The organism is Streptococcus oralis, from assembly GCF_026782125.1.
In the GTDB taxonomy this organism is placed as follows: Bacteria; Bacillota; Bacilli; order Lactobacillales; family Streptococcaceae; genus Streptococcus; species Streptococcus oralis_CE.
Genome location: NZ_JAKUVY010000009.1, coordinates 15,524 through 33,179 on the forward strand (window position 1 = coordinate 15,524; position 17,656 = coordinate 33,179).

At 43.0% G+C, this 17,656-nt stretch carries 19 protein-coding genes; 1 reads left to right on the plus strand and 18 read right to left on the minus strand.

Annotated features, from left to right (window positions below; genetic code table 11):
* Positions 1-108 precede the first annotated feature (108 nt).
* The 14 genes from MK385_RS08815 to tgt all read right to left on the minus strand — a co-directional run bounded on the left by MK385_RS08815 (position 109) and on the right by tgt (position 11,665).
* Positions 109-1,299 (minus strand): acetate kinase, encoded by a 1,191-nt coding sequence (locus MK385_RS08815; protein ID WP_268725847.1) that lies wholly within the window; start codon positions 1,297-1,299, stop codon positions 109-111.
* Positions 1,300-1,349: 50 nt separating this feature from the next.
* Positions 1,350-2,303, minus strand: coding sequence for a class I SAM-dependent methyltransferase (locus MK385_RS08820; RefSeq protein ID WP_268725848.1), 954 nt, complete (start codon positions 2,301-2,303; stop codon positions 1,350-1,352).
* A 58-nt stretch (positions 2,304-2,361) separates the two neighbouring features.
* Positions 2,362-2,952: a class I SAM-dependent methyltransferase gene (locus tag MK385_RS08825; protein WP_268725849.1), complete on the minus strand. Its 591-nt coding sequence runs from the start codon at positions 2,950-2,952 to the stop codon at positions 2,362-2,364.
* A 32-nt stretch (positions 2,953-2,984) separates the two neighbouring features.
* Entirely contained in the window at positions 2,985-3,398 is a 414-nt protein-coding gene (gene comGG, locus MK385_RS08830; RefSeq protein ID WP_268706014.1) for a competence type IV pilus minor pilin ComGG, read from the minus strand.
* Positions 3,376-3,837, minus strand: a complete 462-nt coding sequence (gene comGF / locus MK385_RS08835; protein WP_268725850.1) for a competence type IV pilus minor pilin ComGF — start codon at positions 3,835-3,837, stop codon at positions 3,376-3,378. Before comGF ends, comGG begins: the two co-directional genes overlap by 23 nt.
* Complete coding sequence (gene comGE, locus MK385_RS08840) at positions 3,800-4,102, minus strand: competence type IV pilus minor pilin ComGE (RefSeq protein ID WP_268725851.1); 303 nt, start codon at positions 4,100-4,102, stop codon at positions 3,800-3,802. The genes comGF and comGE overlap by 38 nt, the downstream gene beginning before the upstream one ends.
* Positions 4,065-4,499: a competence type IV pilus minor pilin ComGD gene (gene comGD / locus MK385_RS08845; protein ID WP_268725852.1), complete on the minus strand. Its 435-nt coding sequence runs from the start codon at positions 4,497-4,499 to the stop codon at positions 4,065-4,067. Before comGD ends, comGE begins: the two co-directional genes overlap by 38 nt.
* Positions 4,462-4,785, minus strand: a complete 324-nt coding sequence (gene comGC, locus MK385_RS08850) for a competence type IV pilus major pilin ComGC (protein WP_268725853.1) — start codon at positions 4,783-4,785, stop codon at positions 4,462-4,464. The genes comGD and comGC overlap by 38 nt, the downstream gene beginning before the upstream one ends.
* Position 4,786: 1 nt before the next feature.
* Positions 4,787-5,803, minus strand: a complete 1,017-nt coding sequence (gene comGB, locus MK385_RS08855) for a competence type IV pilus assembly protein ComGB (protein WP_268725873.1) — start codon at positions 5,801-5,803, stop codon at positions 4,787-4,789.
* Complete coding sequence (comGA, locus tag MK385_RS08860; RefSeq protein ID WP_268725854.1) at positions 5,751-6,692, minus strand: competence type IV pilus ATPase ComGA; 942 nt, start codon at positions 6,690-6,692, stop codon at positions 5,751-5,753. The genes comGB and comGA overlap by 53 nt, the downstream gene beginning before the upstream one ends.
* A gap of 70 nt (positions 6,693-6,762) precedes the next feature.
* Entirely contained in the window at positions 6,763-7,128 is a 366-nt protein-coding gene (locus MK385_RS08865; RefSeq protein WP_000286399.1) for a DUF1033 family protein, read from the minus strand.
* 151 nt (positions 7,129-7,279) lie between these two features.
* On the minus strand, positions 7,280-8,431 hold the full coding sequence (gene nagA / locus MK385_RS08870; RefSeq protein WP_268725855.1) for an N-acetylglucosamine-6-phosphate deacetylase: 1,152 nt from the start codon (positions 8,429-8,431) through the stop codon (positions 7,280-7,282).
* A gap of 140 nt (positions 8,432-8,571) precedes the next feature.
* Positions 8,572-10,389 carry an acyltransferase family protein gene (locus MK385_RS08875; protein ID WP_268725856.1) on the minus strand — a complete coding sequence of 606 codons (1,818 nt, stop codon included), beginning with the start codon at positions 10,387-10,389 and terminating at the stop codon, positions 8,572-8,574.
* Positions 10,390-10,522: 133 nt separating this feature from the next.
* Positions 10,523-11,665, minus strand: coding sequence for a tRNA guanosine(34) transglycosylase Tgt (tgt, locus tag MK385_RS08880; RefSeq protein WP_001285237.1), 1,143 nt, complete (start codon positions 11,663-11,665; stop codon positions 10,523-10,525).
* A 116-nt stretch (positions 11,666-11,781) separates the two neighbouring features.
* Here tgt and MK385_RS08885 point away from each other — a divergent pair, with 116 nt between their 5' ends.
* On the plus strand, positions 11,782-12,639 hold the full coding sequence (locus MK385_RS08885) for a DUF975 family protein (protein WP_268725857.1): 858 nt from the start codon (positions 11,782-11,784) through the stop codon (positions 12,637-12,639).
* Between the two features lie 179 nt (positions 12,640-12,818).
* Here MK385_RS08885 and MK385_RS08890 read toward each other — a convergent pair whose 3' ends face one another.
* From MK385_RS08890 to thrC, 4 genes are all read right to left on the minus strand, one after another.
* Complete coding sequence (locus MK385_RS08890) at positions 12,819-14,033, minus strand: LysM peptidoglycan-binding domain-containing protein (protein ID WP_268725858.1); 1,215 nt, start codon at positions 14,031-14,033, stop codon at positions 12,819-12,821.
* A 165-nt stretch (positions 14,034-14,198) separates the two neighbouring features.
* The gene (locus tag MK385_RS08895; RefSeq protein WP_268725859.1) at positions 14,199-14,819 is read right to left on the minus strand and encodes an HAD family hydrolase; all 621 of its coding nucleotides are present in this window, start codon (positions 14,817-14,819) and stop codon (positions 14,199-14,201) included.
* A gap of 3 nt (positions 14,820-14,822) precedes the next feature.
* Positions 14,823-16,103, minus strand: a complete 1,281-nt coding sequence (locus MK385_RS08900; RefSeq protein WP_268725860.1) for an MATE family efflux transporter — start codon at positions 16,101-16,103, stop codon at positions 14,823-14,825.
* 60 nt (positions 16,104-16,163) lie between these two features.
* The gene (gene thrC, locus MK385_RS08905; RefSeq protein WP_268725861.1) at positions 16,164-17,648 is read right to left on the minus strand and encodes a threonine synthase; all 1,485 of its coding nucleotides are present in this window, start codon (positions 17,646-17,648) and stop codon (positions 16,164-16,166) included.
* Positions 17,649-17,656 lie beyond the last annotated feature (8 nt).

Below are 17,656 nucleotides of genomic sequence, written 5' to 3' on the forward strand. Positions count from 1 at the left end.
TTTTTGAAAAAGCCAATAACAGCAAGGTTTTAGACATTTTCTACAGAAAAAAAGCTGGAAAATCTCTTTCCCAACTTCTTTTCACAATCAAATTTTATGTGTATTTACTTATTTTTTCAAGCGTTCAACATCGCGTGCAATCACCAATTCTTCATCTGTTGGAATAACCAAGACACGGATTTTCGCTGCGTCAGTTGAGATGTCTCCCGTTACGCCAAAGACGTTCTTTTCTGGATCCACATCACAACCAAACCAAGAGATACCTGAAATGACATCCTCACGAACCAAAGCTGCATTTTCACCGATACCTGCTGTGAAGATAATCGCATCTGCTCCATTTAGGACTGCAAGGTATTGGCCGATATGTTTTTGGATACGATCAACATACATTTCATAAGCTAAAGTCGCATCATGGTCTCCTGCTTCCATGGCAGCAATCACATCACGCATATCGCTTGACTGACCAGAAACTCCCATGAGCCCTGATTCACGATTAAGAACGCGACTAATATCTTCTGGGGTATTGAAATCCTCTGTATATTGCATGAGATAAGGGATGATAGCAGGGTCAATATCTCCTGTACGAGTTCCCATCATCACACCGCCGAGTGGTGTGAATCCCATAGAAGTATCCACAGACTTCCCACCCTTAACAGCTGTGATAGAAGCCCCGTTACCAATATGGCAGGTAATCAATTTCAAATCTTCTAGAGGACGGCCCAAAAGTTTCGCTGCTTCTCCTGCGACAAACTGGTGACTTGTCCCGTGGGCACCGTATTTACGAACCTTGTTTTCTGTATAGTATTTAGTTGGTAGAGGGTAGCGATAAGCCTTTTCTGGCATGGTTGTGTGGAATGAGGTATCAAATACGACAACACTGGTAATATCTGGAAGCAATTCCTTAAATGCGCGAATTCCAGCTGCGTTGGCTGGATTGTGAAGAGGAGCCAAGAGCCCCAATTCCTCAACTTTTTCTAACACATCTCCCTCAACAACTGTTGATTCCTTGAAATATTCACCACCTGCAACGACGCGGTGTCCGACACCTGTAATCTCATCGTACCCGTTAATGATGTCAAAACGAATCAAGTCATCCAATAAAATTTTAACGGCTTGTGTATGGTCTTCAATATCAAGAATTTGTTGCTCCGAACGACCGTCAAATTTTACTGTTGAAATTGAATCTTTCAATCCAATACGTTCAATCAAGCCTTTAGCCAAAACTTTTTCCTCAGGCATTTGATAAAGTTGCCATTTCAAGCTTGAGCTTCCTGCATTGATTGCAATTGTTTTTGTCATAAGATGATACCTCTTTTTAAGCGTTTTCATCTATTATAACAAAATCTCTTTTATATTTCAGTACCTTTGCTCCAATTTTGAAAATTTTCTTTAAAGGTAAACAAAACTGACGGATCTTGCAAGCTAGTAAGAGGGTAAACAAAGGGTTCTATTTCCTTGTCTCTTTTCTTCTGTAAGACAAAAATACTTTTAGCTTGGCTTGCAGTTGAGAAAATATCCTCTGGCAGAGAGATGATAGCAGCCAGACTCACTTCGTCTTTGAGCCACGCTTTTAACAAATCACTTTGAGGACTGGTCAATAAATCACTCGGAGCTAGAAAAATAGCATAACCATCTGACTTAAGGTACTTGAGGCCTTGTTCCATTAGCAAATGGTGGGCATAGGTATGTTCTTGACTAGAAGCCACTTGATAGCGTGAAGCGATGGCATCATCTGGGTAATAGCCAACAGGCAAGTCGCTGATGACCACGTCGCTTTCTTTAAGCATTTGCGGACGAACGGCATCTCCTTGGACAAAACCAGCTTGTAAACCGATCACATCTGCCATACTAGCTGCCAAATCAATCAGCAAGTCATCCACTTCGATTCCCAAGTAATCTACTTTTTTAGCGAGAGAAGTCAAGAAAGTAGCCCCCAAAATGCCCATACCAGAACCCATTTCGAGGATGCTAATTTCCTCTTGATCCAGCAACTCTTCCACAATAAGTACCAAGAGGAGGGCAATGGCATCCGGCGTAAACTGGTGATTAGCCTGCAAAGGTTCCGTTTGCCCTGCCTTCATCAAGAGAAACTGGTAGGTCTTGAGCCACTCTTCCTTGCGAAGCGCTAAGCGTTTAAGGGCTTGATTGTTCTCCTTGACCTGCTTTATCTCAGTCTCGCCATCCAGATAAATGCTGTTTTGCTCTACCAAGGCGTCATAAAAGTTGGTCGCCAAATCACTTTGGATGACTTGGACATTCTCTAGTAAATACATATAAGCTTGTTCTATTTTTTCAAAATCCATATTCCTATCTTATCAAATTTCCCTCCTTTTTTCCATCTGAAGAGAAAAAATCACTGCTTTAGTCAGCGAGTGATTTTTGGGCTACTGTTAAAAAGAGTTCTGCGTAATTTCCTAGGAAAAGACCTTCAGCACTGTAAAGGATCTGACTGTCAATGCTCGAAAAACCAAACTGGGCTAGCTTATTTTCCAGTTCAGCTAAATCAAAACCATGATGATTGGTATCTGTCTTGACAAAATCAGCAATGAGGACCTGTCCATTCTCCCTAAGGTGATGGTGAAACATGGCAAGAGTAGCATCTAGATCAGGCATATGATGAAGAACCCGACTGACAACAATCAGGTCAAATTGCTGTTCCAAGGGATTTGCCAGTAAATCCTGCTCCAAAAACTGGATATTCTTGATGTCTTGTTGCTCTGCTTTCAAACGGGCTTGCTCCAGCATTTTCTCCGAGATGTCTACAAGGGTAACCGACTGGGCTTGCTTAGCTAGAGGCAAGGCTAACAGACCCGTCCCACCACCAAAGTCCAGTATTGCCTTGTCTGATAGAAAATCAATCTGTTTTTCAATTGCTTGACAAACCAAGTTTGCAAGAAAGATATTTTTGGGCGAATCAAAGGTTTCTGCTTTGTGATTAAAATCGTGTTTCATGCTTTTAGTGTAACACAAAGAAGTTGAATTGCCTAGGAATTGGCTTTCTTTTCAGGCTTTTCTTCTGATTTTTTCTTCCCTGCTTGATTGCTTGAATCAGTCGCTACCTCTTCCTTTTTAGCTGTTTTCTTTTCTTGGATTTTCATCGGAGGAAAGAGAAATTCATAATTGCCCTTATTCATACGAACACTTGTTGCAAAACCTGTTTTGGTATTTTGATAAGTGACTTTTCCTAAGTTAAAGCCTCGTTCCCCACTTTCTTGTTCAGCCTTATCTTTGCTTCGCTTGGCCATGGCAAAAGCGATCAACTTTTCTTTGTTTAGGGCAAAGTCTTTGTGATGAGCTACTTGCCGATTCAAATAAAACTGCAACAAAAGGCTAAAAATGGCTGCCATGGTGACTGCATATAAAAGAACGCCTGCCTTAACTTTTTGCTTTTTCCACACGATAGATGAACTCTCTTTCTAAGCCCTTTTGAAATTGAAAACGAAAGCGAACCAATTGATTTTCCTCTGTAATCTGAGCTGATTTGAGTCCATAAACCATTGGCTGGTAACCCCGTCCACTGCTATCGGTTTTCCGAAAATCATCTGATTTGGACTTGCCCATAGCGATATCCTTGCCATCTTGCTTCACATAAAGGTGATTGGCTTCCACCTTTTCAAACTGCGAACGCTCTAACTCTGCCTCTAGCTGGTCCACAAACAAGAGCCACTCCTTTTGCTCGCTTTGCTGCTGGTAACGAACTTCTGAAATGAGGAGCTGACTCATGGCTTGAAATAGAAGTAAGCCACCGCTAATGACGATAAGAGCAAGCAGAGATTCTAAAAGAGTGAAAGCTCTTACCTTACTGCTCTTTAAGATCCAGCAATTTCTCTGAACCATGGTAGACCTCCAATTCTTTTTCACTAGCAAACACCTGAATCTCCACGCCATTGACCTTTACTTGATTTTGCCCCGTCTGTAAGGCCATCTTAGCCACACGTAAGACTTCTTCCTTTTGCAAAATTTCTGCCTCTTCTTGTCTACTTTTCTGGATTTGTCCCAAAAGAAGGGTCGCAATGCTGGCAAACACGGCTAGAGCAACTATCGCTTCCAGTAAAATCACTGCCCTAATTTTTTGTTTCTTTAATGCGTTTAATTTTTCCATTTCCTAGATATAATCGATAGCTGATTGCTCCTTTGCTGGTCTGAAATTCAACCTTAGCCAGAGACGAGTTGCCCCCAGCTCGGTCAAATATAATGCTTTGTCCTGATGGTGCTTGAATTCCTTTGGGAACTGTCAACTTTTGACTGCCATTGCTAATCGTCTGTCCGTCTATGCTCAAATTTGTCTTTTGTTGACTAGCTACACTACGCTTTTGCGTTTCACGGTAGAGTTCTTCAAACTCCATAAAGAAAATCTGCTCCTCTACAGCTGCAAACGTGGACTGGACTGAACCTGATAAAGCCATAGCAATGATACTCACAAGTCCCAAAACCAAGAGGCTTTCAAACATGGTAAAGGCCTTAATCTGCAACAGTTTGACTTGTTTTTTGTTTTGCATGGTAGTCTTTATAAGCTTTGGCTTGCTCAGCTGTGATACGACCGTCCGATTGTAATTTGCTGAGGCTGGCATCATCATTTTTATCCAAACGATAAAGTTCTGCCTGGCTTTCTACAACCTTGACAACAGCAGCTTTTCCTTTGTCATCAACGGCATCCTTTTGCTTGGTCAAATTAGGCACAAAGAGCAAGAGAAGAACGCTGATGATGAGCAAGACGACTAACATTTCTACCAGAGTGAAAGCTTGAACCTTGGCTTTTTTTAATTTTGTCATGAGTTTTTTCATTTTAAAAATTTACCTCCATATTTTGATACATGGGCATGAGCATTGCCGCATAAAGTAAAACGATAATCAGGGCCACAAAGATAAAGACCAGTGGCTGCACCAAATTCATGGTGCGGTTGACTCGGGTAAAAAAGGCTTCCCAAGTCTTTTCTGCATAGATTTTCAACTCACTCCCCAGCTTGGACTTGACTTCCCCATACTCAATGATGAGACTCAACTCCTTTTTAAAGAAGGGATAGGTCGCTATGGTTTGAGAAAATTCGCGGCCATTTTGCAGGGCTTGAGCCAGATCTTGACCGATTTCTTTAAAGAGCTGGGAACCCTGTCCCTGCATGATCTGAAAAATCTGCGTCAACTCCATCCCCTGCGAAATCATATTGCCCCATTCACGCGCATAATAGGCTGTCAGATAAGTCTGGACAAAGATTCCAAGAAAGGGAATCCGTGCTAACATAGAGAAGACTCGCATCTTGGAACTTCTTTTGTAGAAAGTGAGAGCTAAAAGTAGAGACAGAGTGCAAACCAACACAAGTCCCAGAAAAATTTGTGGCAGATTGCCGATGATTTGAGTGGCAATATTGCTACTGTCCAGTTGAGGCAGCAAATAGTTTCTCAACCCCAGCATGATTAGCAGAAGAAATCCCAGCAAAATCAGGGGATAGGTCGCCACTTCGATTAATTTTTTCTTGACCTTGGCTAAATTGTCCAGATATTCTTCTATCTTTGCCAAACTCAGGTGAAGATTTCCATGCACTTCAGCTAGAGATAATTGGGTCACGATAGCACTTGAAAAACCCAAGCTGTCCATCATCTCTGAAAAGGATTTCCCCTGAGACAAGCCTTGGTGCATCTGGGCCACATAGTCCTTTTCTAGCAGGGCACTTCTTCCCAAGAAAGAAATAATTTCCACCAAATGAAAGCCACTGGAGAAGAGGTTGTTAAACAAGGTGATGATTTTCTTCTGCTTAGCTGTAGCTAATTCTTTCCGTTTCAGCCTGAAGACTTGTGATATGTCCATCTTTAAGAAGCTGATCAATCTGCTCATTCCAGCTAGTTGGCTGGTGTTCTTGATAGTCTTTGTTTGCAAAGTCAACGATTCCTCCTCCCCCGATTAATCTCTGGTAGCAGACTCCTTGCAGGACAACTGCTAGTTCCTCCTCCGTCACACCCAACTCCAGAAGGCGTTCATAAACACCTCGGATACTCTTGGCATGAATGGTTGAAAAAACTGTCGCCCCTGTCAAACTGGCTCTGACCACTGCACGCGCTGTCTCGCTATCCCGAATTTCACCAATAATCAAGAGGTCCGGACGATGCCGGAGAGACAGTTTGATGAGATTTTCATAGGTCAATCCAATCGCCTCATTCAACTGCAACTGGAGCATGTCGTCCTGCTTGATTTCGACAGGATCTTCGATGGACATAACCTGCTGTCCTTTAAACAGAGACTTGGCCAATTCGTGCATCAAGGTCGTCTTGCCACTTCCGACTGGACCTGCAAAGAGATAGAGTCCCCGTTGCCTATACTGCTCACCCAGTTCGTTCATATCCTGAAACCAGAAATGCAGGTCCTGCTCCTCATCGTGCAACAAACGAATGACCAAACTCTCATGTCCCCGATAATCTCCTACGGTAGACAAACGCAGAGAAGACACCTTCTCCCCATGCTGATAGTCGCAAGAGCCCAGCTGACTACGTCTCTTCTCTCCTACGTTCATACCCGCCACAAACTTAAAATGACTAATCACTGCAGCTAAAACATCAAACTCATAGGAGTCAACGAGACACCGTTCGTCTCCAACCCGCATGTGAAGTTCGTAGGACTTTTCCTTGGGGATAAAATAGATATCCTGGGCCTTCTTTTCTTTCGCAGTAGCAATAATTTTTTGTGCAATTTCTTGTACCATACCGCCCTCCTTATCTAACTATTCGCAAAAAATTGAAAAAAATAAAAAGCAACTTAAAAAGTTACTTTTTTTATCTCCATTTCATACGGCAAGAACGGTGTTTTTCTTGACCTGTTTGTTTTTCGTAGCCTGGACGTAGCTTTTCATCGGGGATGACTTGCTCATCCTGCAAAAGTGCCAAAGAATGGTACTGTTGCAAATACTCATCACACTCATCACACCAGCGTTGGTCGGCAGGATCCCAAAAGATAGTCATCAAATCACTCCGACTCTTATAAAGAGGATTCTTCTTTTCCAGCTCAAACCAGCATGATTTATAATATTTTAGAGCATCATAATACTTGTCAAAAGATTGACTCATGATGACATCTTCTTCCCAACCTTCTATGAACCACCACGGTTCAAAATCCCCATACATTTCTATAACACGATACATTCTTACTACTTCCTTTGTATCGTATATTATAACGAATTTTTCAAAACAAGGAAAGAATTTTGCTTAAGTGCCCTATCAGAGAAACTTATTAAAACCTATTTTAAGACCATCATAAAAATAGGAGTCCTATGCCGACTCCTATTTTATCATCTTAGGCTTGATAACGTTTCACACCGTCTAGGTAGGTTGCTACCAATTCCAAATCTTTATCTAGTACGATAAAGTCAGCGTCGTAGCCTTCACGGATTTGACCACAGACATCATCGATGTGAACAGATTTTGCTGGGTTGAGACTGGCCATCATGACTGCTTCATGCGGATTCGCAATTCCCCATTCGACCACATTCTTCAAACCGTCTTTGAGTTTGAGGATAGAACCTGCCAAATTGCCTGTCGATTTGAGGCGAGCAGTTCCATTAGCAACGACTACTGGGAATTCTCCCAACATGTAGTCTCCGTCTTCCAATCCACCCGCTGTCATACAGTCTGTGATAAGGGCGATATTTTCTGTTCCCTTTTGTTTGAGCAAGATATCACAGGCCTTTGGATCTACATGGTGACCATCACAAATTAATTCTGCGTAAGTATGAGGCAATTCATACATGGCTCCCACCATACCGAGTTCACGGTGAGTCAACCCACGCATCCCATTGTAGGCATGTACCCAAACGCTTGCTCCAGCATCCACTGCTTTTTTAGCTTCATCAAAAGTCGCATTGGAGTGTCCAAGAGCAACAGTCACTCCTTCACCCGTAATTGTACGAACAAAGTCTTCTACACCTTCACGTTCTGGCGCAAGGGCAATTTTATTAAGCAAACCATTGGCTGCTTTTTGCCAAGCACGAAACTCATCCATACGAGGGTCCTTCATATAGGTAGGGTTTTGAGCTCCCTTGTATTTCTCTGTGAAATAAGGGCCTTCAAAATAGATTCCACGAATCTTGGCTCCACTTGCTTCCTGGTAACGAGCACCGATATTTTCAGTTACCGCAAGCAACTGCTCGTAAGAGGAAGTCAACGTCGTTGGCAAGAAGCTGGTAACACCCGTGCTAAGCAATCCTTCACTCATGGTATGAAGGGTTCCTTCGATGTTATTGTCCATGACATCTACACCACCAAATCCATGAATATGGGTATCCACAAGTCCTGGGGCAATGCTATAACCTGTATAGTCAATCACCTCAGCTCCTTCAGGAATCTGTTCTACATGTTTGCCAAACTTGCCATCCACAAGTTCCAAGTAACCGCCACGACGAACTCCGTATGGGTAGAAAAACTGATCCGCTTTAATATAATTAGGCATAATGATAACCTCCTTGATAGATTGATTCTAGAATTTATTATGTCAATTACATTATAAACCTTTCTTTTTCATTTGTAAATGGTATAGACCTATTTTCTAGAGATATTTTAAAAGAGCTGGATTTCTCCAACTCTTTGATCTTATTTTGATTTTACAGGCAGTTCTTGAGCAGCCTTAACAGCAGCTGCAATCGTCTCTGCGTAAAGTTTAGCACCTTCTTCAATCATGTTGCTATCATTTCCAAAGTGAACTTGGTCAGTTCCAGCCCAGATTTCAGGGTGTTCCTTAGCAACCTTATTCCAGTCAGCGATGCTTACGTAAGGATTCTTTTCAGCTAATTCCCGTGCATAAGCCGCATACTGCTCCACTGATGTGTAAGTGTCCTTGCTCTTGTCTCCCTCATAAGGTGTCACCAGTATCAGATGGTGTCCTTTCGGTAGATTGTTCACGATGCTGTCCAAATCATTCTTGTAACCTTCAGGATTGTTGACTCCCGTTGCAATGACAACTGTTTTTAGCAGCGCCTTGTTCTGACTGTTATTGAGCATAATGTCATTGGCTTGCTTGGTCGTCCGACTAACTTGGGCATTGATATTTGCTTCAGGAAGTGCCTCTTGTAAGGCTGTATTGGCGCGCAAGGCTACCGAATCTCCTATTAGGCTTGTTCCATCAGAAATTCCTAGACGACTCAGTTCAGCTTGTTCAGCAAGAGTCTTTGTTTGTCCTATATTGGTCTGGGCTTGTTTGAAACCATTGACCATCAAGTCTGTCTCAAAAGCTCCAACTTGAGGAGCCACAGCTATGATAATCAAGGTAAGCAAGGTAAGAATGCCAGCACCACCAGCACTAATTGGTTTAATATGAGGCAATCGACTAATCTTCCGTATTAAAGGATTGGATTTACCAGCAATCAATGGCTCAATAATATAGAAGGATAGGATAGCAAAGAAATAAGAAAAGATGATTGTCAGAATAACAGCAGGCAGATTACTCATCAACTGAGAAAAGATAATATAAAAAGGCCAGTGGAAGAGATAAACCGCGTAGCTGGTGTCCGCTAGAAAGGTGATTATTCTAGGTTCTTGCATCTCCGGAGTCTTCTCATGCAAGACACGTGCAGCAAAAATCATGACAACGGCTGCTAAGCTGGCAAGCAAGAAACCAAACAAGTAAGCGAACAGGTAGGTAAATTTGACAAAGAAAGTCAGAAGCAACAATACCAAAAGACCTGCCGCAAAGACCAGTAAATTCTGACGAAGGTCCCACATCCGGTCAAACTGCTTGACTAAATCGCTCGTCTGACGAACCCCCACAACTGTCGCCAAAATGCTTCCTAAAAAGAAGGGATAGACATGGGTCAAACTTGAAAAGTAGACAGATGAATAGGAACTCGCCATTAGACTACCAATAAACATGGAGAAAAAGCTAATGATAAAAGCCCCAGCAGAAAGAAGAAAGACCATCCCTCTCAATTGACTACTAGATTTTGAACGTTTCGATAAGAACCAAACCGCTAAGCCCCAAAGGATATAGTAGTGAACCTCAACAGCTAGGCTCCAGTTGTGAACAAAGAGATGCGGAATGAACTGGGATTCATAACTTCCCCCTGTTAACATTTCGTAGAAGTTGGTCATAAAACCGAGAACTCCAGCTATCTGGCCACCAATTCCAGCAACATAGTCTTGACGAACCAAGAAAGTAAAAGGCATGGTCACCAAAACCATCAGCACCACAGGTGGCACGATGCGGTAAAACCGTCTCTTAAAAAATCCCAGCAAATCAATCTGGCGTGCCTTCCCAAATTCTTCTAAAAGGAGGGAGGTGATCAAAAATCCTGAAAAAGTGAAAAAGACATCTACCCCAAAGAATCCTCCAGGAAAGATCGTTTGAAAGAAGTGGTACAAAAGCACCAAAAGTAAACCTGTAATCCTAATCAAGGAAAACCATTTAATACGCATACGAGTCTATTCTCCATTAAATTAGGAAGCAAAACACCACCTAATTTCCATTCCATTATACTCCCTATTCTATCAAAAAAATAGGAAAAATCCTAAGAGAAAACTTAGGATTTTGGCATTCTATTTTTACACTTTAAAAATTGCGTCCTGACTTGTTGTAGCCATATTTTTCTACAAAATACTCACGAAATTCCAAGAGATTGTCATCCATAATGGCTTGACGCACTTGCTTCATCAGGTTGAGTAAGAAGTAAAGATTGTGGTAGCTAGTCAAGCGGATACCAAAGGTTTCATCAGCCTTGAGCAGGTGACGAAGATAAGCGCGTGTATAATTCTTACATGTGTAGCAATCACACTCAGGATCCAGTGGTGTAAAATCTTCAGCGAATTGGGCATTCTTGACAACCAAACGACCTTGGCTGGTCATACAAGTTCCGTTACGAGCGATACGAGTCGGCAAGACACAGTCAAACATATCCACACCACGAATGACCCCATCGATCAAGCTGTCTGGTGCTCCGACACCCATCAAATAGCGAGGTTTGTTTTCAGGAAGAAGTTGAGTTGTGAAGTCCAAGACTGCATTCATTTCTTCGTGCGTTTCTCCTACTGCCAAACCACCGATAGAGTAGCCAGGGAAGTCCATGCTAACAAGGTCGTGAGCTGACTGACGGCGAAGGTCTTCAAATCCTGCCCCCTGTACAATTCCAAACAAACCTTGGTCATGTGGGCGACGGTGAGCCTTCAAACCACGCTCAGCCCAACGGCTAGTACGCTCGATTGATTTCTTAACGTAGTCATAAGGTTGGTAAAACTGAGGACATTCATCAAAAGACATCATGATGTCGGAGCCTAGATTGTTCTGAATAGAGATGGCTTTCTCTGGTGATAGGAACATCTTGGAACCATTGAGATGGTTTTTAAAGGTTACGCCTTCTTCGGTGATATTTCGGCTATCTGCTAGGGAATAAACCTGGAAACCACCACTATCCGTCAAAATTGGCTGGTCCCAATTCATGAACTTGTGGAGACCACCTGCGCGTGCGATGAGTTCGTCCCCAGGGCGAAGCCAGAGATGATAGGTATTGGACAGGATAATTCCTGATCCCATCTCCTTCAACTCCTCTGGTGACTGGGTCTTGACAGTAGCTTGGGTCCCAACTGGCATAAACATAGGCGTTGGAAAAGTACCGTGCGGGGTGATGATTTCTCCCAGACGAGCTCCTGTATGTTTTTCTTTCTTAATCAAACGGTATTTGATTGGTGAATCTGACATTTTTTACCTCCGAAGCTGGGAAAAACAGTCCCAGTTCATACTTTGTGCCCAAAGGCATACTGTATGATTTTATCAAAAAAAGCTGGAACTGTCACGAACTATGGTATAATGAGAGAATGAAATACCCAAAAATTGATTTAAAAACTATTCGTCTGCAGGCTAGGCAATTTCAGGCTGAAAATCCCCGCCTCCTTCTGGTCTATCTCCTTCCTAGTATGTTGGTCATCTTGTCAGGCTTTCTCAACCCCTTGGCTCGTCTCCAAGAAAGTGTTTTAGAGCAATCCTTTTTCAGCATGCTGGCACAAGTTCTCCAAGCCTATCTCTTCCCGCTAGTGGTTTCTTTTATGAGCGCTATTTTTCTAGCAGGTGCTGCCTTTGCGGCACTCCGACTCCTCAAGGATCCTGATACGGGACTCTCAGTAAAATCTAGTCTGGCCCTCTTTGCTGAAGAGCGCTTCACACAAACCTTCCTAACTCTGCTCCTCAAGCGCTTCTACCTCTTTTTATGGAGTATTCCAAACCTAGTAGGCGTTTATTTCCTCTTTTATAGCAATCTCTTGGCTCGTAGATTTGTTGCCCTACATCCTGAGTTTCCAAAACTAGACCTCTCATCTATTGAAAACGAGCAATTCCTTATGACCTTTGGGCTCTATTTTTTTGCGAGCCTCATCTTGATGATTGTAGGAAATGCCCTCTATATCCCGCAACATTATGCCTACTCACAGGTAGAATTCCTCCTCTGCGACACTCTGGATTTAGGACAGGCTAAACCCCGTCAAATCCTGAAAACCAGCCGTTTCTTGATGAAAGGTTACAAATTCCAGCGCTTTGTCCTCGACCTACAACTACTCCCTTGGTACTTCCTCAACTGGCTCACTTTTGGAATTGCTAGTTTTTCAATCCTTCCCTATATCCAAAACAATCACATCTTCTTTTACAGAGCCCTACTAGCCCGTAAACGTCGAAATGGATAAGAGTCTACAAAAACCAGCGTCGTTCAGGACGCTGGTTTTCTTATTTCAAAAGCAACATACTCAGCAGAGTCAAAATAGCAGGCCCACCTTGCTTCAGAATAATCTTCTTGTTTATCCTGAAGGAATGACACAAAAAAAGAAGCGAGAACTCAATCAGTTCCCAACTTCCATTTTAATGATTAGTTCATTGAAACGTGGACGTGGTCATAGTGGTTTTCGGTTACGCTACCACGGTCTGGCATTGGATTCCACGTGTAGGCTGGTCCATATTTACTATCATATGGAGCGTAGAAACGTTGCTTCCAGATGATGTAGTTGATACCACGGCTAGCCATATTTTTGACTGCATATTCTGCAATTTGATCTCCGAGTGCTGAACTCACTGGAACCATAAAGTCGATGGCCAAACCTTTACCATGGTCCCCACTGTCACCAGGACGGTAGCCACTAAAGGATGTGATGCCAAACAAGTTGGCTACTTCTTCTTTAAAGGCTGCCGTTTGCGGTTGAAGACCAGCATTCTCAGACTTAGCTACAGCAAGTCCTGCATAATCAGGAGCTGCTGGAGCCGAATAAGTTCTTGAAGGAGTTTGGCTTTGCTCTGCTTGATAAGTCGAAGTTGCAGTGTCAGAAGTTGCTGTTGATGTTGCTGTTTCTTCTGTTGCACTTGTTCCTCTTGTATCAGCAGGCGTTTCAGTTGCTGGAGCAGCTGAAACTGGGGCTTCTGCTGGAGTTGTTGCTGCCGTTTCTTCGGTAGCTGGAGTCGCTGCTTGAGGAGCTTCTTCTTCAACTGGGCGAGTTGTTTCTGCTACTGGTGCTTCCGTTGGAGTCGTATCAGCTGTTTCTTCTACTACAGGTGTTTCTGTAGATGGTATCTCTTCAGCAACTGTCGCTGTATCAGAAACTTCTGAACTTGGCGCTACTTCTGCTGGTTTTTCCGTCTCTGTTGCAGTTGGAGTATCCTCAATTGGTTGAGAAAGGTCTTCTACTTGAACTGTTTGTTCATCAACTGTCACTTGGTTGGTCGTCAAATCAGCGGTCGCAGTCGTCACTTCTTCACTAGCATCTGTTTGAGGAGTTTGGATTTCAACTTCCGTTACTTCTTCTTCCTCATTGACAGTTGTAGTGAGGACAGTATCTGGGAAAATCAAGTCCATATTAGTGATTTTGTTCAAATTGGCAAGAACCGTCACATCTACTCCCAAAGCTTCTGCAATCGTGCTCAGGGTATCACCATACTGAACTGTATAGCTGTTTTTGTTCTCGTTTTTCGTCACGTCATTTTGGATTTGCTCAACAGTACGTGCTGTCCAAGAGATTTCTTCCGCTTGAGTTGCCAATGCTGGCGCAAAAGACAAGGCTACTGTTGAGGCTAAAATAATTCTTTTCTTCATTCGTTCATATTCCTTTCAAATGAGTACCTGTCTATCATAACACAAAAAAAGCAGAAAAAAAGCCCTCTCGGGCCTATTTAACAGAACTGTCTATTCCTTGTAACAAACTCGATTACTTGAAATAGTTTGTTAGGTTTCTGTCACAAAATTGACACAATCTTCTCGTTACTTACTCTCAAAAATATGAGGAATATCTGCTAACTCTTGAATCATGTGATTGCCTTCAAAAGAAGATTCTAAAAAGTTGATGCTTTGAAGGCCACTATTCTGGGCAAATTCCACATCCAAACTCCGGTCCCCTATATAATAGGTATTATTAGGATTCAACTCATACTTGTCTAGCAGATAGTTAGCCGCTTCTGGATTAGGCTTGCGCGTAAAGCCACTCTGACTGGTTAAAATCTCTTTGAAATAGGATTCCAACCCCAAGTCTCTGAGAATGGTAAAAGCATTGTCCCCCTTATGAGTATAGACAAACTGCTGAATCCCTGCTTGGTCTGCCCAAGCTAGCACTTCACGCGCACCTGGCATCAAAACTACCTGGGCATTTTTCTCAGCCAGGCTCTGGGCACGTACTTGATTGAGCACTTCCGCATCCAGGTTTCTCTCTTCTGCCACTTGCTCCAGCAAATCCTGCACAGAATACCTGAGGATTAACTCTCTCACTTTCTCCTTATTATAAGGAATAGAAAACTGAGCAAAGGTCTCCTCAATCCCTGACAAAATCGCTTCGTAAGAGTCCAATAAAGTCCCGTCCAAATCCCAAATAAAGGCTGTTTTTTGCATTTCCTATCCTTTCAAGCTCATATAACGCTGGTAACGGTAGCGTAGAAATAACCAACGAAAACCATTATCCAAGAGAGTCCCTGCCCAAATACCAGGTAAGCCCCAACCAAGAACAATCCCCATCAGATAAGCTGTGCCAATGCGGATACACCACATCCCAACACTTGTCGCATAAAAGGGGAGGCGAGCATTTCCCAAGCCCTGCCAAACTGCAGTATAGATGACTGTTCCTATCGTCATGGGAGTCCCCAATAGAGAAAACAGTGCAACCAAAACGCTCGCTTCGACTGCTACAGGGTCCGTCGTATAGAGATGAGTCAGTGGTGTCCCTAAGGCATAGATACTGAAAGTTAAGGGCAACATGAGAAGCAGGGAAAGCCAAAAGGTTTGCTTGCTCAAATCATCTACTCTTTCCCAGTTATCCTCTCCAACTGCTCGAGCTACCTGCATGACCGTCGCCGTAGCGACGCCAAAGGCAGGCATATAGTTAAACTGGGTCAAGACTTCTCCGACTGCATTCCCCGCTACTGCCTCCGTCCCAAAAGAAACAACCAAGGCAATGATTACTACATCTCCAGCTCGCATCATGAGACGTTCTCCTGCCGCTGGCAAAGCCAAGGTCAGTAAGTCTTTATCGAGTCCAAAAGTCGGTTTCTCAAAAGGAAGCTTTAATTGCGACCACAAAATCACAAGACCGACTAAGCGAGACAAGATAGTCCCCCAAGCAACACCCGCTATGCCCATATCAAGGACAAAAATAGCTAAACTTGAACAAAGAATATTCAAGGCATTGGATAACAGACTCACATAGAGGGGTAGACGCGGATTATGCGTTGCACGAATCAAGGCACCTAGACTGGTCATCAAGCCCAAGAGAACAATCGACCCACCCACCAAAGATAGGTAGAGCCCACCACTCTCGGCTACATCCCTCTCCGTGCCCAAGAGTCCTATCATCTCTTGCCCAGCAAAGAGCGATAAGGCGCCTAAAAGTGCACTCAGCAATAGGGTTATCTTGAGAGCCTCTGTCACGTGATAAGCCAACTTGGACTGATCTTTCTGCCCCATACTTTTTGAAATAACACTGGAAATAGCAGCCCCTAGAGCGATAAAAATCGCCTGGTAAATGGTGATAATATTGCCAGCCACTGAAACACCTGAAATAGCGATTAAGCCCAAGTAAGCGACCAAGTAACTGTCCACCATTCCCATGAGCATCTGCAAAAAGTTTTCACCCATAGCTGGCAATGCAATATTAAGAATGTCTTTATTTTTCTTAAACAATCCTTCCTCCTGATGAAAAGAAACTCAGTTGGTTTCCCAACCGAGTTTACTCCCTCTGTCTTAAAGTCCTAGATAAGCCTCAACCGCTGCTTGCATGTCAGCAGCTGCCACTGTTGTTTTATGACGAACCGGAGCTGTTTCAAGGCCATCAACCGCTGGTGGCACTGCCACTCCTGAAATGTCATGTAATTGAGCCAAGGCTTCAAAGTCAGTCAAGCCTGCTTTTCCTGTTACCGCTTCTACGGCAACCACTGGGAATTTGTATGGACTAGCTGTTGAAGCAATCACTGTCTTAGCCGTATCCCCAGTAGCCGCTTGGTATTTTCTATAAACTGCTGAGGCAACCGCCGTATGTGGATCCTCAATATAAGCATCTGTATCATAAACACGTTTAATTTCTGCCGCAGTTTCTTCCTCAGTCGCATATTCAGCTGCAAAGAGATCCAGAATCGCTGCATCAAAGTCTGTCAATTCATATTGTCCTTGTGTACTCAAGGCGTTCATGAGTTCAGCTGTCTTAACCGCATCATTCCCCAAAAGATGGAAAATCAAACGCTCCAAGTTTGAAGATACCAGGATATCCATAGATGGACTAGTTGTCACTTTAAACTCACGTTTCTTGTCGTAAACACGTGTCTTGAAGAAGTCTGTCAAGACATTGTTATCATTTGAAGCACAGATTAATTTGCCAACTGGCAGACCAATTTGCTTGGCATAAAAGGCAGCCAAGATATTCCCAAAGTTTCCTGTTGGTACTGTGAAGTTGACCTTTTCACCCGCCACAATCTCACCAGACTTGACCAACTGAGCGTAAGCATAGACATAATAAACAATCTGTGGTACCAAACGACCAATGTTCATAGAGTTAGCTGATGAAAATTGCAGTTTATTGGTAGCCAACTTTTCACGCAGAGCTACATCGTTAAACATATGTTTGACGTTAGTTTGCGCATCATCAAAGTTTCCATCAATAGCGATAACATGAGTATTGTCGCCAGTCTGAGTAGTCATTTGCAACTCTTGTACCTTGCTGACACCATCCTTTGGATAAAAGACGATAATCTCAGTTCCAGGCACATCGGCAAACCCCGCCATAGCAGCTTTCCCAGTATCACCAGATGTCGCTGTCAAAATGACAATCTTGTTCTCCAAACCATGCTTTTTAGCGGCTGTCGTCATAAAGTATGGCAAGATAGACAAGGCCATATCCTTAAAGGCAATCGTTGAACCATGGAACAATTCCAAGTTGTATTGCCCATCCAGTTTCACCAATGGCGCAATAGCTGGAGTATCAAACTTGCTATCGTAGGCATTGTTGATACAATAGTCCAACTCCTCAGCCGTAAAGTCATCTAAAAATGCTGATAAAACTAATTTAGCCACTTCTTGGTAAGAAGCATCTTTTAATGTGTCAAAGTCCAAATCCACCTTTGGATAAGTAAGCGGAGTAAACAGACCACCATCCGTCGCCAAACCTTGCAAAATAGCTTGGCTGGCAGTTACTGTATTATTCGCATCACGCGTTGATTGATAAACTAATGTCATGAATCTCT